Origin of the sequence: Muricoccus pecuniae (assembly GCF_014199205.1) — a bacterium.
Classification (GTDB): Bacteria; Pseudomonadota; Alphaproteobacteria; order Acetobacterales; family Acetobacteraceae; genus Roseomonas; species Roseomonas pecuniae.
Map to the genome: position 1 here is coordinate 418,360 of NZ_JACIJD010000001.1, position 21,743 is coordinate 440,102.

At 70.4% G+C, this 21,743-nt stretch carries 16 protein-coding genes and 2 pseudogenes; 10 read left to right on the top strand and 8 right to left on the bottom strand.

What is annotated here, in order from left to right; translation table 11 throughout:
- Positions 1-45 precede the first annotated feature (45 nt).
- A complete protein-coding gene (locus tag FHS87_RS01865; RefSeq protein ID WP_246417726.1) occupies positions 46-1,080 on the bottom strand; it encodes a 4-hydroxythreonine-4-phosphate dehydrogenase PdxA in 1,035 nt (344 codons plus the stop codon).
- 113 nt (positions 1,081-1,193) lie between these two features.
- On the opposite strand from FHS87_RS01865, the gene FHS87_RS01870 reads away from it, so the two are divergent.
- Positions 1,194-1,877 (top strand): GntR family transcriptional regulator, encoded by a 684-nt coding sequence (locus tag FHS87_RS01870; protein ID WP_246417727.1) that lies wholly within the window; start codon positions 1,194-1,196, stop codon positions 1,875-1,877.
- Positions 1,878-1,910: 33 nt separating this feature from the next.
- On the opposite strand, the gene FHS87_RS01875 is transcribed toward FHS87_RS01870, so the two are convergent.
- Positions 1,911-2,807, bottom strand: coding sequence for a LysR family transcriptional regulator (locus tag FHS87_RS01875; protein ID WP_184513209.1), 897 nt, complete (start codon positions 2,805-2,807; stop codon positions 1,911-1,913).
- 144 nt (positions 2,808-2,951) lie between these two features.
- Here FHS87_RS01875 and FHS87_RS01880 point away from each other — a divergent pair, with 144 nt between their 5' ends.
- The 7 genes from FHS87_RS01880 to FHS87_RS01910 all read left to right on the top strand — a co-directional run bounded on the left by FHS87_RS01880 (position 2,952) and on the right by FHS87_RS01910 (position 13,291).
- Entirely contained in the window at positions 2,952-4,487 is a 1,536-nt protein-coding gene (locus FHS87_RS01880) for a UxaA family hydrolase (RefSeq protein ID WP_184513211.1), read from the top strand.
- Positions 4,488-4,497: 10 nt separating this feature from the next.
- Complete coding sequence (locus FHS87_RS01885) at positions 4,498-6,033, top strand: UxaA family hydrolase (RefSeq protein ID WP_184513213.1); 1,536 nt, start codon at positions 4,498-4,500, stop codon at positions 6,031-6,033.
- 69 nt (positions 6,034-6,102) lie between these two features.
- The gene (locus FHS87_RS01890; protein WP_312861845.1) at positions 6,103-7,797 is read left to right on the top strand and encodes a thiamine pyrophosphate-binding protein; all 1,695 of its coding nucleotides are present in this window, start codon (positions 6,103-6,105) and stop codon (positions 7,795-7,797) included.
- 78 nt (positions 7,798-7,875) lie between these two features.
- Positions 7,876-8,838 carry a Bug family tripartite tricarboxylate transporter substrate binding protein gene (locus FHS87_RS01895; protein ID WP_184513215.1) on the top strand — a complete coding sequence of 321 codons (963 nt, stop codon included), beginning with the start codon at positions 7,876-7,878 and terminating at the stop codon, positions 8,836-8,838.
- A gap of 733 nt (positions 8,839-9,571) precedes the next feature.
- Positions 9,572-10,639, top strand: coding sequence for a copper-containing nitrite reductase (gene nirK, locus FHS87_RS01900; RefSeq protein WP_246417728.1), 1,068 nt, complete (start codon positions 9,572-9,574; stop codon positions 10,637-10,639).
- 58 nt (positions 10,640-10,697) lie between these two features.
- On the top strand, positions 10,698-13,001 hold the full coding sequence (locus tag FHS87_RS01905; RefSeq protein WP_184513217.1) for a nitric-oxide reductase large subunit: 2,304 nt from the start codon (positions 10,698-10,700) through the stop codon (positions 12,999-13,001).
- 80 nt (positions 13,002-13,081) lie between these two features.
- Positions 13,082-13,291, top strand: coding sequence for a DUF1858 domain-containing protein (locus tag FHS87_RS01910; RefSeq protein WP_184513219.1), 210 nt, complete (start codon positions 13,082-13,084; stop codon positions 13,289-13,291).
- Here FHS87_RS01910 and FHS87_RS01915 read toward each other — a convergent pair.
- The 4 genes from FHS87_RS01915 to ytfE all read right to left on the bottom strand — a co-directional run bounded on the left by FHS87_RS01915 (position 13,288) and on the right by ytfE (position 16,054).
- Positions 13,288-14,013: a Crp/Fnr family transcriptional regulator gene (locus tag FHS87_RS01915; protein ID WP_246417729.1), complete on the bottom strand. Its 726-nt coding sequence runs from the start codon at positions 14,011-14,013 to the stop codon at positions 13,288-13,290. The genes FHS87_RS01910 and FHS87_RS01915 overlap by 4 nt on opposite strands.
- Before the next feature lie 136 nt (positions 14,014-14,149).
- Positions 14,150-14,839 carry an NnrU family protein gene (locus FHS87_RS01920; protein WP_184513221.1) on the bottom strand — a complete coding sequence of 230 codons (690 nt, stop codon included), beginning with the start codon at positions 14,837-14,839 and terminating at the stop codon, positions 14,150-14,152.
- 10 nt (positions 14,840-14,849) lie between these two features.
- Entirely contained in the window at positions 14,850-15,386 is a 537-nt protein-coding gene (gene mog, locus FHS87_RS01925) for a molybdopterin adenylyltransferase (protein WP_184513224.1), read from the bottom strand.
- 2 nt (positions 15,387-15,388) lie between these two features.
- A complete protein-coding gene (gene ytfE, locus FHS87_RS01930) occupies positions 15,389-16,054 on the bottom strand; it encodes an iron-sulfur cluster repair protein YtfE (protein WP_184513226.1) in 666 nt (221 codons plus the stop codon).
- A 118-nt stretch (positions 16,055-16,172) separates the two neighbouring features.
- On the opposite strand from ytfE, the gene FHS87_RS01935 reads away from it, so the two are divergent.
- Positions 16,173-16,622: an RrF2 family transcriptional regulator gene (locus FHS87_RS01935; RefSeq protein WP_184513228.1), complete on the top strand. Its 450-nt coding sequence runs from the start codon at positions 16,173-16,175 to the stop codon at positions 16,620-16,622.
- A 61-nt stretch (positions 16,623-16,683) separates the two neighbouring features.
- The gene (locus FHS87_RS01940; RefSeq protein WP_184513230.1) at positions 16,684-19,107 is read left to right on the top strand and encodes a recombinase; all 2,424 of its coding nucleotides are present in this window, start codon (positions 16,684-16,686) and stop codon (positions 19,105-19,107) included.
- A gap of 590 nt (positions 19,108-19,697) precedes the next feature.
- Here the strand turns inward: FHS87_RS01940 and FHS87_RS01945 are convergent.
- Both FHS87_RS01945 and FHS87_RS01950 read right to left on the bottom strand, forming a co-directional pair.
- A pseudogene (locus FHS87_RS01945) lies at positions 19,698-20,914 on the bottom strand (IS256 family transposase).
- Between the two features lie 526 nt (positions 20,915-21,440).
- Positions 21,441-21,743: pseudogene (locus tag FHS87_RS01950) on the bottom strand (hypothetical protein); the annotation flags it as partial.

Below are 21,743 nucleotides of genomic sequence, written 5' to 3' on the forward strand. Positions count from 1 at the left end.
TCGGTGACCGCGTGCCCGTTCCGGGTCTGCGCGGGTGGGTCGTCCCTAGGCGGCCGCGGTGGTCTCCCGCATTGCCATGCGTGCGGCCAGCAGCATGGCGTTCCGCATGGCGCCGGGATGGGCGACGCCCTTGCCGGCGATGTCATAGGCCGTGCCATGGGCCGCGGTGCAGATCGGGAAGGGGAAGCCGCCCATCAGCGTCACGCCTGCGTCGAAGCCGATGAGCTTCATCGCGATCTGGCCCTGGTCGTGGTACATGGTCAGCACGGCGTCGAAGTCGCCGCGCCTGGCGCGCAGGAAGACGGTGTCGGCGGGGAAGGGGCCATCGCAGCCGAATCCTTCCCGCTTGCCGGCCTCCACGGCCGGGCCGATCATCTCGATCTCCTCCGTCCCGAAGTTGCCGTTGTCGCCGGCATGCGGGTTGAGTCCCGCGACCGCGATGCGGGGCCGCGCGATCCCCGCCGCGCGCAGGGCCTCATGGGTCAGCCGCAGGTTGTCGAGGATGCTCTCCCGGCTCAGCAGCCCAGCCACGTCCTTCAGCGGCACGTGGGAGGTGACGCGGGCGTTCCAGAGCCCGTCCAGGATGTTGAACTCCTTGGCGACGCCGCGGAAGCCGATCGTCTCCGCGCTGAACCCGATCTCGTCGTCGTAGCCGGGGGTGACGAGGCGCATCGCCGCCTTGTTGAAGGGCGTGAAGCACACCGCATCGGCCTCGCCGGCCGCGGCCATGGAGAGGGCCCGACGGAAATTCTCCGTCGCGAAGCGCCCGCTCGCCGCGGAGATCTCGCCGACCGGGATGGCGGCGGGGTCGCAGTGCTGGAGATCGATCAGCAGCGGGCGGCCGGGCTGGCGAGGCGGAGAGGGATCGCCCTGCATAACCACATCGAGCTCGGGCGCGAGACCGGCGATGCGCGCGCCGTCCGCGAGCACGCGCTGGTCCCCGATCACGGTGATCTCCGCCGATCCCCGCACCGCCTCGTCGGCGAGGACCCTGGCCGTGAGCTCGGGCGAGATCCCGGCCGCATCGCCCATGGCCAGGGCAATGCGGGGAAGGCTCGCAACCGGCAGATCCTGGACCATGCCCTTCTCCCCTCAGCTTCATTCTTTGTACTGTATGCAGTATGTGTGTGTTATCGGGGCTCGCCCGCTGCGTCAAGCAGCCCTATAGGGTGGCCGATTGGGAGGCAGGGGCATTGCCGTCAGATCCGGCCGAAGCGGAGATCCTGGGGAGTGGCGGCCGCATCATCCGCCGTCCGCTCCAGGAGGAGGTCGCATCCAGGCTGCGCGACCTCATCACCCAGGGCACGATCCCGGCGGGGGCGCGCATCAACGAGGTGGTGCTGGGCGCCCAACTCGGCGTCTCGCGCACGCCGCTGCGCGAGGCGGTCCGCATGCTGGCGGGCGAGGGGCTGGTCGAGCTGGTTCCGGCGCGCGGCGCGGTGGTGCGCAAGCTCAGCGTGAAGGATGTGGCCGACGGTCTCGTCGTCCTGAAGTCCATGGAGGAGCTCGCGGGGCGCCTTGCCTGCGCCCATGCGACGGATGCGGGGATCGAGGGGGTGGCGGCGATGCACCGCGCCATGATGGAGCGCTACGCCGAGCGCGACCGGCTGGCCTATTTCAAGCTCAACCAGGCCATCCATTCCGGCATCGTCGCGCTGTCCGACAACGCCACGCTGTCCTGGACGCACGAGGTCATCCAGGCGCGGATGAAGCACATCCGCTTCATCGGCAATGCGGAGCCGGAGAAGTGGGCCGGGGCCGTGGAGGAGCACGAGGAGATGCTCCGCGCGTTGAAGGCGCGGGACGGCGACGCGCTGGCCCGGGTGCTCGGCCTCCACCTGGACCGGACACTCGATCGCGTGAGATCGCTGCTCTGATCCGATCGCGTCTCCTGATCCTTCCGGCCGGGATCAGGGCCGTCGCTTCGCGATCCGGTGCAAGAGGTCGCGGAACGGGCCGAGGGCGGGATTACGGTTCTCCGGCTGCCAGATCGCGTGCAATTCGGCGACCAGCTCGGGCGTCGATCCGATCGGGCGGATGACCACGTCCCCGAAGCAGGCCTTCCGCGTGTCTTCCGGCACCAGGGCCAGGCCCATGCCGGTGCTGACGAGGGACAGGATCGTCTGGGCCTGCGAGACGGCCTGCACCACCCGCGGGCGGATGCCCGCGGCTGCGAAAGCCGTCGACAGCAGCGCGTGCATGTAGGGGCTGTCCGGCGAGTACATGATGAAGGGCTCGCCCTCCAGGTCGTGCAGGCTCGGCCAGCGGCCCGAGGTGAGGGGATGGCCTTGCGGCAGGGCCAGCGCCATCCCTTCGCGGAGCACGCAGGACGAGGCGTAGGCGAGAGGAGATGGCGATGGCCGGATCAGCCCGAGATCGATCCGCCCGAGCTGCAGCGCGTCGATCTGCGCCGATCCCAGCATCTCCTTCAGCACGAGCTCCGTGTTGGGCAGCTCGGCGCGGGCCCGGCTGAGGATGCTCGGCAGGAAATCATAGGTGGAGGAGCCGATGAAGCCGATCGTCAGGGTGCCGCTTCCATGCCTCTGCGCGGCCTGACGGACGAGCTGCGAGGCGCGCTCGCTGGCCCCGAGCAGCGCGCGGGCTTCCGGCAGGAAAACCTGGCCCGCTGGCGTGAGAGCCACGGAATGGCTGGTGCGCTCGAGCAACCGGACCCCCAGCCTAGCCTCCAGCAACTGGATGTGCCGGCTCAGCGGCGGTTGGGTCATGCCTAGCCGCCGCGCGGCGCGGCCGAAGTGGAGTTCCTCCGCGACGGCGACGAAGGAGCGGAGATGGTTCAGGTCCAGCACGCCGCGATCTAAATCTGATATTACAGAAATACAAATATGATGTTGGACCGGTATTGATCGGACGCCTTAGTCTTCTCTCAACGAAGGGATGGCCCGGCTCGCCCAAGGCGCAGGACGGGGCTCCTCAGAGGAGGAAGGCGGTTCATGGCGGTGTTCCTGGCGGAGGGCGAGAGCCTGTTGGGCCGGCCCGTGCTCCCTCCGGCTTCCCACGACAACGTCGCCGTCGCCCTGCGCGGCCTGAGCGCGGGAGAGGGGCTGCCCGGAATGGGACTGGCGGCGCGCGAGGAGGTACCGGCCGGCCATAAGATCGCCCTCCACGACATCGCCGCCGGAGAGGCGGTGCTGCGGGGCGGGATGCCCATCGGCCGGGCGACGGCCGCCATTGCGGCAGGGCAGCGGCTGCGGGCCGCGGACCTGTCCTGCACCGGCGTCGCGCTTCCCTCCATCCCCGCCTCGCCGCGCGCGGCGGTGGCGCCGGCCAGCTTCCGCGGCTTCCTGCGCGACGACGGGCGCGTGGGCACGCGCAACATGATCGGCGTCTTCGTCGTCGGGAATTGCGGGGCGACAGCGGCACGTCAGGCAGCGGACCTGTTCGACGAGGAGCGGCTGGCCGCATTCCCGAACGTGGACGGCGTCGTGCCCTTCATCCACGAGATCGGCTGCGGGATGGAGATGACCGGGGAGCCGATGGATCTCCTCCGCCGCACCCTCTCGGGCTTCATCCGCCACCCCAACACGGCAGGGGCCGTGGTGGTGGCGCTCGGTTGCGAGCGCAACAACCTCAAGAGCTTCCTGGAGCAGGAAAGGCTGGAGGTGGGCGAGCGGCTGCACACCGTGACCATCCAGGACGTCGGCGGCATCCGCCGTGCCGTGGACACCGCGCGCGGCATGGTGGAGGCGATGCTGCCGGCCGCAAACGCCGCGCAGCGGCAGGAGGTCTCCGCGGCCCATCTCGTGCTCGGGCTGCAAGGTGCGGCACCGGATGGGTTCTGCGGGCTCTCGGCCAACCCGGCGCTCGGGGTGGCGGTCGACCTGTTGCTGCAGGCGGGCGGCACGGCGATCCTGTCGGAAACCCCGGAGCTGCTAGCCGCGGAGGGGGCTCTCCTGGCGCGGGCGGGTACGCCGGCCGTGGCGGAGGCCCTGCGCGAGCGGCTGGCCTGGTGGCGCGCCCATCACCGCGGGCGGGACACGGTGCTGAACGGCGTGCTGGACCGCGGGCCTGCCCAGGCCGGGCTGGCGAGCGTCGTCGAGAAGGCGCTCGACGGGCTGCGCAAGGCGGGGGATGCGCCGATCGCGGGCGTGTACCGCTACAGCGAGCGGGTGCAGGGCCCGGGCCTCGTCCTCATGGACACGCCCGACCATGACGCGGTCTCCGTCACCGGGCAGATCGCCGGCGGCGCGAACCTGATCGCCATGACGACGGGGCGGGGCACGGCTTTCGGATCGCTTCCGGCGCCCACGGTCAAGATGGCCTCGAACGGCGAGACCTTCGCGCGCATGGCGAATGACATCGACATCGATTGCGGGCCGGTGCTGGACGGCAGCGTGAGCGTGGAGGCGATGGGGCGGCGCATCTTCGACGCGCTGCTCCGCCACGCCTCCGGCGAGAGGACCAAGGGCGAGATCGAGGGCATGGGAGAGAACGAGTTCGTGCCCTGGCCCGTCGGCGTGCTGGCCTGAGGAGGCAGGAATGGACGTGGAAGCCCCGCTCAACCCATTCATCCGTCTCGACCCCGCCGACAACGTGGTGGTCGCGCGCATGCCCGTGCCCGCCGGAACCTCGGTCGCGATGGAGAACACCGTCACGCGGCAGGACGTGCCCGCAGGACACAAGATCGCCGCGCGCTTCATCCGGAAGGGGGAGGCGGTGAGGAAGTACAACACGGTGATCGGCTACGCCTCCGAGGATCTGGCGCCGGGCACCTGGATGCACAGCCACAACATCCTCTTCGACGCCGTGGAGAAGGATTACGCCTTCTCGAAGAACTACCGGCCGACCGAGTACGTCCCCGCGGCGGAGCGCGCGACCTTCCAGGGCATCCGCCGCCCGGACGGCCGCGTGGGGACGCGGAACTATGTCGGCGTCTTCGCGCTGGGAGCGGGCGCCGCGACGGCGGCGCGCAGGATCGCAGACTGGTTCACGCCGGAGCGGCTCGCGGGCTTCCCGGATCTGGACGGCGTGGCCCCTTTCGCCCATGGCTCGGGGGAGGGGATGGAGCGCTCGGGCGAGCCGATGGCGCTGCTGCGGCGGACCATCGCCGGGACGATCCGCAACCCGAACACGGCCGCGGCCCTGGTGATCGCGACCGGCGCCGAGAGCAACGCCCTGGACGATTTCCTCCGGGAGCAGGGGCTGGCCGAGGGGCCGAAGCTGCGGACGCTCGTGATCGGGGAATCCGGCGGGCTGCGCCGCGCGGTGGAGGCCGGCGTCGCGATCGTGCAGGAGATGCTGCCGGCGGCCAGTGACGTGCGCCGGGAGACGGTTTCGGCCGAGCACCTGGTGATCGGCATGCAGTGCGGCGGGTCGGACGGGTTCTCCGGGCTCTCCGCCAATCCGGCGCTGGGCGCAGCGATGGACATCCTGGTGCGCCATGGCGGCACGGCGATCCTGAGCGAGACGGGCGAGATCTTCGGCGTGGAGCACACGCTGACGGCGCGCGCGGTGACGCCGGAGATCGGGCAGAAGCTCGTGGACCGGATGAACTGGTGGCTGGACTACAGCACGGGAGCCGACACCCAGATCAACGGCCGCGTCTCCCCCGGCAACAATGCCGGCGGCCTCGCCAATGTGCTGGAGAAGTCGCTCGGCGGAGCCAAGAAGGGCGGCAACTCGCCGCTGATGGAGGTTTACGAGTATGCGGAGCCGGTGACGGCGCGCGGCCTCGTCTTCATGGACACGCCGGGCTACGACCCGACCTCCGCGACCGGGCAGATCGCCGGCGGCGCGAATATGGTTATGTTCACCACCGGGCGCGGGTCCTGCTTCGGTTCGCTCCCCTCGCCGACGATCAAGCTCGCCTCCAACACGCCCATGTACGAGCGCATGGCCGACGACATGGACATCAACTGCGGCGTCATCATCGACGGCCGCATGACGGTGGCGGAGATGGGCGAGCGCATCTTCCGGCAACTTCTCCGCCATGCCTCGGGCGAGCGGACGAAGAGCGAGTTGAACGGGCTCGGGCGGAACGAGTTCGTGCCCTGGCAGATCGGTGTTCTGGCGTGAACCGGCCGCCAGCGCTCGCGAACCGCGCGCCTTGTCCCTCCCGGCCGATCTCACACGAAGGATCCTGACGTGGATATTCTACCCGGCACCGCCTCCGACCTGACGCCCCGCGCGCCGGCCGCGCGCACCGGCGGCCAGATCCTGGTGGACCAGCTCCTCGCCCAGGGTGTGGAGCGGGTCACCTGCGTGCCGGGCGAGAGCTATCTCGCCGTGCTGGACGCCTTGTACGACGCCCGGATCGACGTGCTGACCTGCCGCGCGGAGGGCGGGGCGGCGATCATGGCGGAGGCCTATGGCAAGCTGACGGGCCGGCCCGGCGTGTGCTTCGTCACGCGCGGGCCGGGCGCGACGAACGCTTCCTGCGGCGTGCACATCGCCATGCAGGACTCCACCCCGATGATCCTCTTCGTCGGCCAAGTGGCGCGGGAGATGCGCGAGCGCGAGGCGTTCCAGGAGCTCGACTACCGCGCGGTCTTCGGCAGCATGACGAAGTGGGCCACCGAGATCGACACCCCCGACCGCATCCCGGAGATGGTGGCCCGCGCCTTCCGGGTGGCGATGCAGGGGCGGCCGGGGCCGGTGGTGATCGCACTGCCGGAGGACATGCTGACGGAGGTCGCGACGGTGGTGGACGTGCCGCGCGTCGAGCCCGCGCTTCCCGTTCCCTCCACCACCGACATGCAGGCACTGGCCGGGCTGCTGGCCAGGGCGGAGCGGCCCCTGGTCATCCTCGGCGGTTCGGGCTGGGACGAGGCGGCGGTGGACGCGATGGGGGATTTCGCCACCCGTTGGTCGCTGCCGGTTTGCACCTCCTTCCGCCGGGCCGACCGGTTCCGCTGGGACCATCCCTGCTATGCCGGCGATCTCGGCATCGGGCCGGGGCCGGTCCTCGCCGCCATGGCGAAGGAGGCGGATCTCCTGCTGCTGGTCGGCGGGCGAATGTCGGAGATCCCGTCCAACTCCTATGAGCTGCTCGGCATTCCCGTGCCGAAGCAGAGGCTGGTGCATGTGCATCCGGGGGCGGAGGAGCTGGGGCGGGTCTATGCGCCGGTCCTCGCCATCCAGGCAGCGCCGCGCGCCTTCGCGCCGGCCCTGGCCGGGCTCTCGCCCGAGGGGAGGCCGGTCTGGGCCGCGGCCACCGAGGCCGCGCACCGCGCCTATCTCGACCTCTCCGGCGAGCCCCGCACGCTTCCCGGCGACTTCCAGTACGGCGAGGTGGTGCGCTGGCTGAACGAGCGCGTGCCGGACGCGATCCTCTGCAACGGCGCGGGCAACTTCGCGGGTTGGATGCATCGGCACTGGCGTTTCTCGAAGCTGGGCACGCAGCTCGCGCCCACTTCCGGCTCGATGGGCTATGGCGTGCCGGCGGCGGTGATGGCCAAGCGGCAGAAGCCGGACAGCGTTGCCGTCGTCATCGCCGGCGATGGCGACTTCCTGATGACGGGCCAGGAATTCGCGACGGCGGTGCAGTACGGCATCCCGGTCATCACGATCGTGATCGACAACGGCATGTACGGCACGATCCGCATGCATCAGGAACGCGACTATCCCGGGCGCATCTCCGCGACGCGGCTCGTGAACCCCGATTTCGCCGCCTATGCCACGGCCTTCGGCGGCCATGGCGAGACGGTTCGCCGCACCGAGGACTTCGCCGCCGCCTTCGAGCATGCCCTGGCCTCGGGCAAGCCGGCCATCCTGCACTGCTTCCTGGACCCGCGGGCGCGCTCCGTGGGCCGCGACATGGCGGAAGGCCAGCCGCTTTGACGATGAAATTCGGCAGGTCCGCCGCCTCCGCGTGAAGCGGGAGCGGCGTCACGAAGCGTGAATCTGAGGAGGAAAGAGATGTCCTTGCGAGCCCTGTGGGTGTGTTTCGGTGTGCTGCTCGCTGCCTTGCCCGCCCGGGCGCAGGAGTACCCGACCCGCCCGATCCGCGTCGTCGTGCCTTTCGCTGCCGGCGGGTCCACCGACATCCTTGCCCGCGTCGTCACGCAGAGCATGAGCAAGCGGCTGGGCCAGCCCATGGTGGTCGAGAACCGGGCAGGGGCGGGCGGCAACATCGGCAGTGACGTCTGCGCCAAGGCGGCGCCGGACGGCTACACGCTGTGCATCAGCACCATCAGCGCCCATGCCATCAATGCCAGCGTCTACCCTCAGATGCCCTATGACAACCTGCGGGACTTCTGGGACATCACGCTGCTGGCGACGCAGCCGAACCTGCTGGTGGTGAACTCGCGCGTGCCCGCGCGGAACCTGAACGAACTCATTGCCATGCTGAAGGCGAAGCCCGGCGAGCACACCTACGGCTCCTCCGGCGTCGGCACCTCGCAGCATCTCGGCACGGAGCTGCTTCTCCAGACGATCGGCACCACGGGCGTGCATGTCCCGTATCGCGGAAGCTCGCAGAGCCTGAACGACCTGATCGGGGGGCAGCTCACGATGGTGCTGGACAACTTCTCCTCTGCCTGGCCGCTCGTGCAGGCTGGACAGATCCGGGCGCTCGGTGTCGGGTCGCAGGGCCGCAATCCCTCGGCGCCCGATCTCCCCGCCATCGCGGAGGTGCTGCCCGGCTTCGAGTCCGTGTCGTGGAGCGGCCTGTTCGCGCCGGCCGCCGTGCCCCGGCCGATCATCGATCGGCTGAACCGGGAGGCTCGGGCGGCCCTGCAGGACCCGGAAGTGCTCGCCCGCTTCCGCGATCTCGGCCTCCAGCCCGGCGGAAACTCGCCCGAGGAGTTCCACGCCTTCGTTGAGGCGGAGACGAAGCGCTGGGGCGAGGTGGCCCGGCGGGCGAACATCCGGGCCGAGTGACCGGCCGATGAGCGTCGCGGCGGGTCCAGCCTCGCCGCGACGCGGCTGCGGTGACCGCGCTGGGGTCATCACCTTGCGGCAGCCTCGGGAGCCGCAGTACCGGCAAGGGCCGCCGGATAGCCTGTGCCCCCGGGAAGGCCTGGGATGAGGCGCCGAGACGGATGGCGCCCCGCCGGCGCATGGCCTCGGTCCACGGCCTATGGCGCGAAGGCCGTGCGCTGAAGCGCGCCGGCAACTGCATCGCCCCTGCGATCCTCGCCTGACCATCCTCCGCCAGTGCCGGCCCGAAGGCGCGCGTGGAATGACGCAGGACTGCCCCGTGCGGCTAACCCGGCGGGAGGATCAGTCCTCCTGGCCCCTGAACATGCTCTGGAAACGCGCGGGTGGGATGGGCGGTGGCCGCGTGGATCGACTTCGTATCGTGGCCGGGGTGGCTGGCGCGGAAGCGCAGGCTGTCGCCGGGTACGAGGCGGAGGAGGACGGCTCAAAGACCATCATCCTCGCCGCGATCCAGCTTCCTTACCTCGCCCTCCGTTCGCGCCGCGGCGCACTCCGGCCGTCCTTGCCGGTGAACGAAGGCTGCGCCCGCAGGGGGAGGAGGCCTTTCCTCCGGCGGCCAGCGCGAACGGCTTCCATCATTGTCGGCGGACAAAGATGCCCGGTCCGAACTGGCCAATGCTCCCCGCCGCTCACGCAGAGCATCAGCCGATTTGGAGCGGCTACGGACATGATGATGAACCGCAGGATCTTCGCCATGGGCAGCGCCGGCGTTCTGGCCGTTGCGGGGGATGCCCTGGCCCATGGCACCGCGCCGCACGGCAGAGCGCCAGTGATTCCCGCCAGCGCCCCGTCCGCCGCGGCCTCGCCCGTCATCGACATCGTGCGCGACCCGAGCGACCTGCCGGGCCCCATCGGCCAGCGCGGGCCGCAGCGCGTGCGGGTGGACCTGGAGACCACCGAGGTGACCGGCCAGCTGGCCGACGGCGCAACCTACCGGTACTGGACGTTCAACAACAAGGTGCCCGGCCCCTTCGTCCGCGTCCGTGTCAACGACACCGTCGACGTGACGATGAGGAACGCCGACGGCAGCGTCCACTCCCACAACGTGGACTTCCACGCCGTCACCGGCCCGGGCGGCGGCGGTGCCGTGACGGTCGCCGCGCCGGGCGAGAGCAAGAGCTTCACCTTCAAGGCGATCAATCCCGGCCTCTACATCTATCACTGCGCAGTGGCGCCCCATGCCCAGCACATCTCGAACGGCATGTACGGGCTGATCCTGGTCGAGCCCGAGGGCGGACTGCCCCGCGTGGACCGCGAGTTCTACGTCGTGCAAGGCGAGCTTTACACGGACCAGCCCTTCGGCACGAAGGGCGAGATCGGCGAGGACCTGGACCGGCTGCTGGACGAGCGCCCCACCCATGTCCTGTTCAACGGCGCGGTCGGCGCGCTGACCACCCATACCCCCCTGAAGGCGAAGGTGGGCGAGACGGTGCGCATCTTCTTCGGCGTGGGCGGGCCGAACCTGACCTCCTCCTTCCACGTGATCGGCGAGGTCTTCGACAAGGTCTACTCCATGGGCGACCTCACCACGAAGCCGCTCAACAACGTGCAGACCACGACGGTTGCGCCCGGCGGCGCCTGCGCGGTGGAGTTCAAGTGCGAGGTTCCCGGCCGCTTCATCCTCGTGGACCACGCGCTGTCCCGCCTCGAGAAGGGCTGCATCGGCTTCCTCAACGTCGAGGGGCCCGCGAATCCCGAGATCTTCAACGTACCCGCCCGCACGGCCAGCGCCGGGCGCTGAACGGATCGCCTGAGCCGGCCGGGAAAACGCCCGGCCGGCCTTGCGGCTGAGGGACATCATGAAGAGACAAAGCAGACTCTGGATCGCGCTCACGCTCGTCTTCCTCGCCTCCTTCGGCTGGCTGGGAATGCTCGGGCGCGACATCATGCGCGCCGCCCCGCCCGTGCCCGAGAGCGTCATCTCGGCCAGCGGCGAGGTCCTCTACACCGGCGCCGAGATCGGCCGCGGTCGCCAGGCATGGCAGTCCACCGGCGGGCAGCAGCTCGGCTCCATCTGGGGCCATGGCGCCTATCTCGCCCCGGACTGGTCGGCCGATTGGCTGCATCGCGAGGCTGTCGCGCTGCTCGACCTCTGGGCGCGCCGCGCCGGGGCCGCGGGCTACGCGGCGCTGGATACGGAGACGCAGGGCGCGCTCCGCGCGCGGCTCGTCGCCGAGCTGCGCACCAACACGCATGACCCCGCGACCGGCGCGATCAAGGTCTCGGCCGACCGCGCGGCGGTGATCCGCGAGGTGGCTGCGCACTACGCTGGGCTCTTCGGCAATGAGCCGCGCCTGGCGAAGCTGCGCGAGGCCTATGCCATCGCGGACAACGCCATGCCCTCCGCCGAGAACCGGCAGGCCATGACCGGCTTCTTCTTCTGGACAGCCTGGGCCACCGCGACCGACCGCCCCGGCGAGCCCGGCCTCTCCTACACCAGCAACTGGCCGCACGAGCCGCTGGTGAACAACGTGCCGACCACGCCCTCCGTGGTCTGGTCCGTCGTCTCGGTCATCCTGCTGGTGGCCGGCATCGGCGCGCTCGTCTGGCACCACGCCGCGGCCGGCGCGCATGAGGAGGCGCCGAGCCTCCCGGGCACCGATCCGCTGCTGGGGATGCGCCTCACCCCCTCGCAGAAGGCGACGGGCAAGTACTTCCTGACGGTGATCGGGCTGTTCCTGGCCCAGGTCGGGCTCGGTGCGCTGACCGCCCACTACCAGGTGGAAGGGCACGAGTTCTTCGGTATCCCGCTGTCGCAACTCCTGCCCTATGCGGTCACGCGCACCTGGCACACGCAGCTCGCGGTGTTCTGGATCGCGACGGCCTGGCTCGCCACGGGCCTCTACATCGCGCCCGCCATCTCCGGCTACGAACCCAGGTTTCAGAAGCTGGGCGTGGATGCGCTCTGGGCGGCGCTGGTGCTCGTCGTCGTCGGCTCGATGTTCGGCGAGTGGCTGGGCGTGCAGCAGAAGCTCGGCCTGGATGCCAATTTCTACTTCGGGCACCAGGGCTACGAGTACGTCGATCTCGGCCGTTTCTGGCAGATCCTGCTCTTCGTCGGGCTGATGCTCTGGCTCGTGCTGATGGGCCGGGCGCTGATGCCGGCGCTCCGCGACCGGGCGGAGGCCGCGCGGCCGCTGCTCATCATCCTGTTCCTCTCCACCGTCGCGATCGGCCTCTTCTACGCGGCCGGCTTCATGTGGGGTAAGCACACGCATATCAGCCTGGTGGAGTACTGGCGCTGGTGGGTGGTGCACCTGTGGGTGGAGGGCTTCTTCGAGGTCTTCGCCACCTGTGTGATCTCGCTTCTCTTCACCCGGCTGGGCCTGGTGCGCGTGGGCACGGCGAACAACGCGGCGCTCTTCTCCACCATCGTCTTCCTCGGTGGCGGCATCCTCGGCACGCTGCACCACCTCTACTTCTCCGGCACGCCCTCCTCCGTCATCGCGGTGGGCGCAGTGTTCTCGGCGCTGGAGGTGGTGCCGCTCTCGCTGGTGGGCTTCGAGGCCTATGAGAACTGGCGCCACAGCCGCGAGAAGGGATGGGTGGCCGCCTATCGCTGGCCGATCCTGTTCTTCGTCGCCGTCAGCTTCTGGAACCTCGTCGGCGCCGGCTTCTTCGGCTTCATGATCAACCCGCCGATCTCGCTCTACTACATCCAGGGCCTGAACACGACGGCGACGCACGGCCACGCCGCGCTGTTCGGGGTCTACGGCATGCTCGGCATTGGCTTGATGCTGTTCTGCCTCCGCGGTCTCGCGCCGCGGCACGCCTGGCAGGACGGCTACCTCAAGGCGGCCTTCTGGGCGCTGAACGGGGGGCTGAGCATGATGATCCTCTTCTCGCTGCTGCCGCAGGGGGCGCTGCAGGCCTGGGCGAGCGTGTCGCACGGGCTCTGGTACGCCCGGTCGGCAGAGTTCATGCACCAGCCGCTGATGCACCTAGTGGTGTGGATGCGCGTGCCGGGGGACATCGTGTTCTCCGCCGGGCCGGTGCTGCTGGGGATCTTCGCCTGGAAGCTGGTGCGCGCGGTGCGCGCCTCCGCCCGCCAGCGTGGCGCCGGCCCGCTTCCCGCGCCGGTGCCCGCCCAGCCTGCGGAGTAGGCGGAGCGCGGCGGAGCGGAATGGGCGCTGGTCCGAGGGGACCGGCGCCCTTCCTTTCTCAACCTTCGGAGTTCGAGGCCATGACCGAGGCGGCCATCACCCCCGAGATGCCCGTTGAGCAGGTGATGCGGGACTGGCCCGCCACCGTCCCCGTCTTCGTTCGCCGTCACATGCACTGCGTGGGCTGCGCCGTCAGCCCGTTCCACAGCGTCGCCGAGGCGAGCGCGGAGTACCGGCTCAGCCTTCCCGACCTGCTGGCGGAGCTGAAGGCTGCCGCAGGGACGCCCTAGCTCTCGGTGATCCGCACCAGGGCGTGCGGGTCGCGCACGCCCACCCGCATCCGGCCTCCGGTCAGGATCCCGGCATGTTCCCAGCCGCTGAGGATGCGGCTGGCGGTGTGCAGGGTGGTTCCCGCCATCTCGGCCAGATCCTGCCGGGCCAGGGGGAAGTCGATGGTGATGCTGCCATCCACTTCCTTCACCCCGGCCTGGCGGATGAGGCGCAGCAGGGCCAGCGCCAGTCGCCGCTCCACCCGCTCGGCCGAGGCCTCCCGCAGCCGGTCATGGGCCTCCTGCGTGCGGCCGCTCAGCGCGCGCATCGCGTTGAGCGCGACCTGGGGGAAGCGGCGCAGCAGGACCTCGAGCGCCGCCGGGTTCCAGGAGAGCAGCACGCAGTCGAGGACGGCCGCGACGGTGGCCGGATAGGTCTGCCCGGGGCCGAGCAGCGCGAGGACGCCCGCCAACTCGTTCGGGCCGACGAAGCGCAGCACCATCTGCTGACCATCAGCCGCCGTCTGTACGACCTTGACCCGCCCCTGGAGGACGAGGTGGAGCGATCGGGCCGCGTCCCCTTGCTCGAACAGCACGGTATCCTTCGGCAGGCGGTGGGTGTGTCCGGCCTGGAGGATGTCGGCCAGTTCGTCGCGCCCCAGTCCGGCGAAGAAGGGAATGCCCTGGAGCATCGCCTGGTCCAGGCTGCCGGGGCCGGCATGTGGCTTTGTCATGGTGCTCATCGGCGAGTCCTGCCGGCTGTCGCTTGATCACGGCGGCGTGAGATCAGGGGAGATCCGGTAGAGGCCCGAAGAGAGCCCGGCGTCAAGGAAAAGGTCTCGCCATGGCAGGGCAGGGAGGTGCTCCGGCCCGGACGGGTCAGGGCGGCAGGGGCGAGACGCCGATGACGGGCCGGTGGAGCATCAGAAGAACCAGCCAGAGGAGAAGCGCTGCTGCCAGCCGGACAGGCGAGGGGGGCGATGACGGCCGCCACCGCCCGGAGAGCAGCGCGGCTCCCGGCCAGAGGGAGGTGCGGGCGGCGAGGGCCGCCCATTCCGCCCCACCGAGCTGCCGCTGCTTGCGCCGGTCGATCGCGGTCATGCCCAGCAGCGCGAGGCCCGCGAAGCTGCCGAAGAGGAGCAGATGGGCGAGGTTGCCGTTCGGGACGATGTGGGCCGCGGCCCAGAGGGCGATGGCGATCAGCAGGGGGTGCCGGGCGAGGCCCGCAATGCCGGGATGTGCGGGATCGAACCCCGCGGCGTGCCCGCCAAAGGAGAGCGGGTTGGGTGCGCCGACACCGAAGGCCACGAGCAGGCAGACGAGGGGCATGGCGAGGTTCGGCGCCCAGTACTGCCAGGGCTCCATGGTCCAGAGCCCGACATAGGGCGCCCGCCCGGCGGCAGCGACGAGCCAGGCGAGGATGGCAAGCGAGACAAGGCTGTAGAGCGCGAGATAGCCGCGCTCCCCCACCGCTGCCGCGAGGCGCCGGCGAAGCGCTGGCCGCGCCGGCAGGGCGTGGGAGAGAAGGAAGGCCGCGAAGGCCGCGATGAACTCGCCCCAGCCGCTCATCCCCGTGCCGTCAGGCTCCCTTGGGCCGGAAGGCGGCGCAGACGGCAGGGTCCGTCTCCAGCCTCGGGCCGCCCATCAGGTCGATGCAGTAGGGAATGGCGGGGAAGACGGCGTCGAGGCACTCCGCGATGGCGGAGGGCTTGCCCGGCAGGTTCACGATGAGGCTGCGCCCCCGCGTGCCCGCCATCTGGCGCGAGAGGATGGCGGTGGGCACCGCGCGCAGCGAGACCGCGCGCATCAGCTCCCCGAAGCCGGGCAGGATCCGCTCGCAGACCGCCTCCGTCGCCTCCGGCGTCACGTCGCGCAGCGCGGGGCCCGTGCCCCCGGTGGTGACGATCAGGGGGCAGTTCTCGACATCGGCGAGCTCCCGCAGCGCCGCCTCGATCAGCGGCTGCTCGTCCGGCACGAGGCGGCGCACGGGGTGCCAGGGAGAGGCGAGGATGCGGGCGAGCGCGGCCTCGATCCCCGGCCCGCCCTTGTCCTCGTACTCGCCGCGGCTCGCGCGGTCGGAGACGGTGACGACGCCGATGGGCGTGGAGTCTGCCATCCTCAGGCCCCGAAGCGCGGGAAGAGGACGTTGTTCTCCAGATGGATGTGCTCCATCAGGTCGTCGGCCAGCTTGCGCGTGCCGGCGAAGAGCGCGCGCCAGGTGTTGCAGGCGCCCGCGGGCGGCACGCCGTTGTTCGTCAGCGCCTCGAGCGCGCGCAGGTGCTCGCCGTGGTCGTCGTGCTCGTGGCGCATCATGGCGATCGGGTGGCCGATCATCGGGTGGCCGCCGTCGCGCATCATCGGGAAGAGCACGGCCTCCTCCTTCTGCATGTGCGATTCTAGCTCGGCGCCCATCTCCTCCAGCAGGTCGGCCAGGCCGCGCGGGGCCTCGGGCTTGTCGCCGTGCACGGCCTCAACGCGGCGGGCGAGGCGGATCAGCTCGGGCAGCTCGCGGCGGTGGGTGGCGTGGTAGCGGGTCTCGATCAGGTCGATCAGCGCGCCCGTCTCCTCCGGCGCCGTGGCCTCGCGGGGGAGGAGCGTGGCCAGCTCCGCCTCGATCGCGGGCAGGCTCGCGCCGCGCTTCGCGGCGGCCTCGGCCAGCGGCACGTCCCCGCCGCAGCAGAAGTCGAGCTTGTGCTTGCGGAACACGGCGGTGGAGCCGGGGAGGGTGGCGGCGATCTCGGCAACCCGGCGGGTCGCGAAGCCGGGCTCGGTGGTGACGCTCATGGCGGGTCTCCTGCGGGCCCGTGGGGCCCTTCTCGGCCGGTGCAGTCCTGCATCGCCGATGAGGGTTACCCTCTCCCGAGAATGTGGTATCGTCAATACCAGTTTCGGGGTTGATGCCTTGCGCCTCCTTGCCTCCACCGATTTCGCCCTGCGGCTGCTGATGCGCCTCGGCGCCGATGAGGGCCGCCACCGGACGACGGAGGCGCTGGCGCGCGAGATCGGCGTGCCGCGCAACCACATCCACAAGATCGTCCAGGATCTGACGGAGGCGGGCTTCGTCCGGACCCTTCGCGGGGCGCGAGGCGGGGTCATGCTCGCCAGGCCAGCGGCCGAGATCAGCCTCGGCGCGGTGGTGCGCCACCTCGAGCGGGGGCAGGCGCTGGTCGAGTGCTTCCTCCCGGACGGAGGCTCCTGCTGCCTGTCGCCGGATTGCCGGCTGCGCGCACGGCTGGCCAGGGCGAGGGAGGCCTTCCTGGCGGAGCTCGACGACTCCCGCCTGGCGGATTGCCTGCCGGCCCCGGTTGCTCCGGTGCTAACACCAGATATTGCGGGTTGCGCGCCCGTATAGCCACCATATGATGTGTTGACCGACTCGCCGACGGCGGCGAGCGCGAGGACCAATAGTACCGATGGACGGTGTTCTCTCCCGCGCCCCCGAGGCCGGGCTCTTCTCGATTCCCGGCGCGCGCTTCGGAACGGCCCCGCTTCCCGCCCGCCAGCTCGACCCCGGCATGGGGCTCGCGGTCGCGCGCCGCACCGTGTTCCGTCCGGAGGACGGGGAGGATCTCGGCCGCGTGGCGGACCGCGTGGCGGCGGGCAACATGGCCCTGCTCGGTGCCGCGGCGGACCCGGCGGAGCGGGCGCGGCTGCGCAACGCGATCGCCACTGGCGCCCTCATCACCTCGGGCCGCCACCTCCAGCACGGCGATGCCGGGCAGCCCGGCCGGAACATGGAGGTCTTCACCAACTGCTCGACGGCGAACGCCTCCTTCACCCTGTTCTACCTGCTGCTGAACGGGAGCGGCGTGGGCCGGGCCTATGACGATGAGCTGGTCGCCGTGGACTGGGGCCAGGCGCCGAGGCTGCTGCTCCGCCTCGACCCCACGCATGCCGACTGGCCGCGGACCCGCGCGGACCTGCACCGCTTCGGCAGCGAGTTCGGCCTGCTGCCCTGGGGCACCGCGCTGGAGGACCTCACCGAGGCGCAGGAGGCCGAGCTGAGGGCCTGGATCGCGCGCGAGTTCGTCGGCGACGCGGCGGGGCTTCCGCCCGGCGCCCTGCGCCACGAGGTCGCGGACAGCCGGGAGGGCTGGGCGAAGGCGGTGGAGCTGCTGGAAAGCCTCTCCTTCGAGGGCGCGGCAGGGCGCACGCTGCTGCTCGACTTCAGCCCGATCCGCCCGCGCGGCGCACCGATCGCGGGCATGCAGGGCCGCCCGGCCTCGGGTCCGCTCTCGCTGATGCGCGCCTTCGTCAACCTGCGCCAGCACGTCATCGAGCCCGCCCGGCACCGCGCGCCCGGGGACGAGGCGCTTGCCCCCTGGGAGCAGGCGCTACTGGTGGATCACCACCTCTCGGTCGAGGTGCAGGTGGGCGGCGCCCGCCGCGCCGCGCGCATGGCAACGAAGTCCTGGCGCGACCCCGGCATCCTGCGCTTCATCTGCGCCAAGTCCGAGGGCGGGCTCTGGACCGCGAACAACTCCGTCATGGTGGACGCGGAGTTCTGGGAGGGCGTGCGCGCCGCCCGCTCCGGCAGCGCCGACCCGCTGCACCGCCACGCGCTCGCGGTCTTCGACGAGGCGACGTGCTGCGCCTACATCAACGGCGAGCCCGGCTTCATCAACGGCGACCGGCTGGAGGATGCGCGCACGGGGAGCGCCTGGCGCAAGCCCGTGCACACGGACGGGCGCGACGTGCGCTCGGCGCGCTACGCGGCCGACCTGGCCGTGCCGCTGCTGGCCGAGCTGTCGCGCCGCGCGCGGACGGCGCGCTTCCCGGTGACCACGAATCCCTGCGGCGAGATCACGCTGCACGTCACGGGCGGCTACTGCGTCATCGCCGATTTCAGCCCGCTCTTCGCCTGCCCCGCCGACCTTTCGGAGGTGACGCCCGGCCTCGTGCCGGACGATCTGGCGGCCGAGTGGGACGCGCGCGTCGAGGACGCCGTCCGCCTCGGCGTGCGCTTCCTCATGCGCGCCAACACGATGGACGCGCTCTACGCGGAGGAGGTGCGCCGGACCAACCGCATGGGAATCGGCCCGACCGGCCTGCACGAATGGGCCTGGATGCGCTGGGGCCTCGGCTTCGACGACCTGCTGGACGAGGCGCGCTCCGCCCCCTTCTGGGCCATGCTCGGGCGGCTCTCGGCAGCGGCGAAGGACGAGGGACGGGCCTATGCCGCGCAGATGGGCCTGGAGGCGCCGGTCACCATCACCACCGTCAAGCCGGCCGGGACCACGAGCAAGCTCTTCGGCCTGACCGAGGGCGCCCACCTGCCGGCGCGGCGGCAGTATCTGCGCTGGGTGCAGTTCAGGGGCACGCGGGACGGCACGGGCGACTGGGCCGATGACAGCGACCCGCTGCTGACGGACTACGAATCCCGCGGCTACCCCGTTCGGGCGTTGCGGAGCTTCCCGGGCATGTCGGTGGTCGGATTCCCGACCCTGCCACTGATCCAGCGCCTCGGCATCGGGGAGAGGCTCGTCACCGCTCCGGAAGCCTCGCCGGAGGACCAGTACCGCTGGCTCGCGCTGCTGGAGCGGCACTGGATCGGCGCGGAGAGGGGCAACCAGGTCTCCTACACGCTGAAGATCCTCACCGATCGGCACGACTTGGAGGCGTTCCGCACGATCCTGTTGGAGCACCAGCCGCGCATCCGCTGCTGCGCGATCCTGCCGAGCCGCCCGGACCATGCGCTGGGCTACGAGTACCTGCCGGAGGAGGAGGTACCGTTGGGGCGCTTCGCGGGACTCGTCGAGGGGATTTCCGATCCCGCGCTGCACGAGGCGATCGACCTGGCGCACCTGCAATGCGCCTCGGGCGTCTGTCCGATCTGACGGGAGCGGGGCGCGAAGGGCGGATTCCGCGGACGAGCCCGGTTTCAGCCAGGCGGCCCTCGGTGCTCTCCTCGGCAGGGACGGGCGCGCGGAGCCGAGGTGGTCCCTGGCAGGCTCTGGAATGATAGGTCGCGGGGCGGGCCGGATCATGGGCCTGTGCCCGCCGTTGGGCGTTCATCAGGGCTGATCTGGCCCTCGGTGGGCGCCTCCACATCTATGCCCGCCCGGGAGGTGCTCCTCCGCGGCAGGGCTGGTCAGTGTGTCGGCGGGCCCACCTGCGCTGGTCATTGATGCTGTCGCCGGGGGTTGGCCGTAACGCCGCTCCCAGTTTCCGGTGAAAACCTCGTCCGGCATGTGGGCTGAGGCCGGTTGCGCGAGCTTGTCACTCGCGCGGCCATCGTGCCGGCCCCCGCGGCAGTGCGGCGCCTGCGCCTTGCTTTCCAGGGGCTCGCTCTCCCCACTCCTGCAACAGCAACGCCCCGGCTGCCGGCCAGGGGTCATCAGGAATGGGGAGGGCCATTCCCCGGCTGCTTCGGGGTAGCGTCCGTCAACGTGGTGGAAATTGCATCTGGGCTTGAGATGGCCACGGCTCAGGCGGCTCTGGGTGGGAGTTGCAGGGTTTCGTTGGTGGGGGCCGGGTTGAGCATCTCGCCCATGGCCTCGACGCCCATGTAGCGGTGCTGCAGCTGCCATTCGTCGTTGGCCTCGAGCAGCACAGCGCCGATGAGGCGGATGATGGACGCCTCAGAGGGAAAGATGCCGACGACGTCGGCGCGGCGTTTCACCTCCTTGTTGAGGCGCTCCAGCGGGTTCGTCGAGTGCAGTTTGGTCCGATGCGGCGCTGGGAACGCCAGGTAGGCGAGCACGTCATGCTCGCTGTCGTCCATGAGCTTGCCGAGCTTGGGCCAGCGTTCGCGGAGCTGGTCGGCGACATGGCGACATGGCGCCAGGTCTGCCGGGCCCCGTCCTGGTCGGGCTGGAGAAAGGCCTGACGCAGCGCGGCCGAGGCCATGTACTGCTGGGCCTTGCCGACGTGGGCCAGCGCGTTCCTCATCCAATGAACCCTGCACCGCTGCCAGGTCGCGCCGAGGACGCGAGCGATCGCCGCCTTCAGCCCCTCATGGGCGTCGGAGATAACCAGCTTCACGCCCTTCAGGCCGCGCTTCACCAGGCTCTTGAGAAAGGTCGCCCAGAAGGTCTCGGCTTCCGAGGGGCCGATGTGCAGGCCGACGATCTCGCGCCGCCCCTCGGCATCGCAGGCCACGGCGATTATGGCGGCGACCGAGACGATGCGCCCGCCCTCGCGCTGACGGAGATAGGTGGCGTCCAGCCACAGGTAGGGCCACTCGCCCGACAGCGGCCGGTCGAGGAAGGCCGTGACCCGCTCGTCGATGTCGCGGCACAGCTTGGAGACGGTCGACTTCGAGATGCCCGACAGGCCCATGGCCTGCACCAGCTCATCCACACGCCGGGTCGAGACGCCGCCGATCCAGGCTTCCTGGATCACCGCCACCAGCGCCTTCTCCGAGGTCTTCCTGGGCTCCAGGAAGGGCGGGAAGTAGCTGCCTTGCCGGAGCTTGGGAATCCGGAGCTGCAGCGACCCCAGCCGCGTGTCCAGCGTGCGGTCGCGAAAGCCGTTGCGGTAGTTCAGCCGCTCGCCGGTGCGCTCGTGCCGGGCGGCGCCGATCTGCCCCTCCACGTCCGCCTCCATCAGCATCTGCAGCACCGCCTCCGCGACACTGCAAAGGAAGTCACCATCTCCTGCTTTCGCCAGCAGGTCAGCCAGTGGCAGTCCCTCCTCGGTCATCGGGTCCTCGGCCGGTCAGGGGTGGGAGCTTCGCAACTCCACCCTAGCCGCCAGGTCCGATGGCCACCCAAGCCCTACACCCCGGACCACGCCGGATTTTCCACCACCTCCGTGGACGTTACCCAACCAAAGCGACGAACAGTGTAGCCACGGTTAGCCTCGTACTGCAGCAATCCCTCCTGCGGCCTCCACTAGCCGATAAGGGCGCACAGCGGCAGTTGGGGTGCGAGCGGCTATCTCTGCTGTACGCCCTCCGCCGCGGTAGGCGTCCATCGTGGCAGCACCGCCGATCCGACCTGGGCAGCGGTGAGCACCAATAAGGGCAGGGTCTCCAAACGCTTAGCGAGGCAGCTCTGCCCGGCCACCCAAAAGCGGCTAAGCACGATAAACCTCCAGGTCGGCGTCGCGACTCACCACAACTGCTGGGTGCGTCGGCGCACAAGTCCTTCTCGGACGTTCAAGGATGGCCAGCCACGGTACGCACGGACTTATGCCCGGCCGCCGCTGTGGTTCGTGACTTGCGCGATCAGTCGAGCTTCGCGCCGGAGGCCTCCACCAGCTGCCGCCAGATCGGCGTTTCGTGCTTGATCTTGTCAGCGAGCGCCCCTGGCGTGGCGGATGGTTCGGCGGTGAAGCCGACCTCACGCATCCGCTCGCCGAGCCTGGGATCGTTGCCTGCCTGCAGCGCAGCGGCATGCAGCTGGCTAATGATCTCGGGGGAAGTGGCCACGGGAGCCACCAGCGCCTCCCAGGCGCCGATGTCGAGCCCGCCTAGTCCAAGGTCCGCGAAATCCGACATGCCGGGGATGGTTGGAAGTAGGGCGACCGG

Bases quoted from the DNA above. Each gene is read 5' to 3' on its own strand.
- FHS87_RS01895 (WP_184513215.1), top strand. From the start codon at position 7,876: ATGTCCTTGCGAGCCCTGTGGGTGTGTTTCGGTGTGCTGCTCGCTGCC.
- mog (WP_184513224.1), bottom strand. From the start codon at position 15,386: ATGGCAGACTCCACGCCCATCGGCGTCGTCACCGTCTCCGACCGCGCG.
- FHS87_RS01920 (WP_184513221.1), bottom strand. From the start codon at position 14,839: ATGAGCGGCTGGGGCGAGTTCATCGCGGCCTTCGCGGCCTTCCTTCTC.
- nirK (WP_246417728.1), top strand. From the start codon at position 9,572: ATGAACCGCAGGATCTTCGCCATGGGCAGCGCCGGCGTTCTGGCCGTT.
- FHS87_RS01865 (WP_246417726.1), bottom strand. From the start codon at position 1,080: ATGGTCCAGGATCTGCCGGTTGCGAGCCTTCCCCGCATTGCCCTGGCC.
- FHS87_RS01880 (WP_184513211.1), top strand. From the start codon at position 2,952: ATGGCGGTGTTCCTGGCGGAGGGCGAGAGCCTGTTGGGCCGGCCCGTG.
- FHS87_RS01910 (WP_184513219.1), top strand. From the start codon at position 13,082: ATGACCGAGGCGGCCATCACCCCCGAGATGCCCGTTGAGCAGGTGATG.
- FHS87_RS01905 (WP_184513217.1), top strand. From the start codon at position 10,698: ATGAAGAGACAAAGCAGACTCTGGATCGCGCTCACGCTCGTCTTCCTC.
- FHS87_RS01915 (WP_246417729.1), bottom strand. From the start codon at position 14,013: ATGAGCACCATGACAAAGCCACATGCCGGCCCCGGCAGCCTGGACCAG.
- FHS87_RS01940 (WP_184513230.1), top strand. From the start codon at position 16,684: ATGGACGGTGTTCTCTCCCGCGCCCCCGAGGCCGGGCTCTTCTCGATT.
- FHS87_RS01885 (WP_184513213.1), top strand. From the start codon at position 4,498: ATGGACGTGGAAGCCCCGCTCAACCCATTCATCCGTCTCGACCCCGCC.
- ytfE (WP_184513226.1), bottom strand. From the start codon at position 16,054: ATGAGCGTCACCACCGAGCCCGGCTTCGCGACCCGCCGGGTTGCCGAG.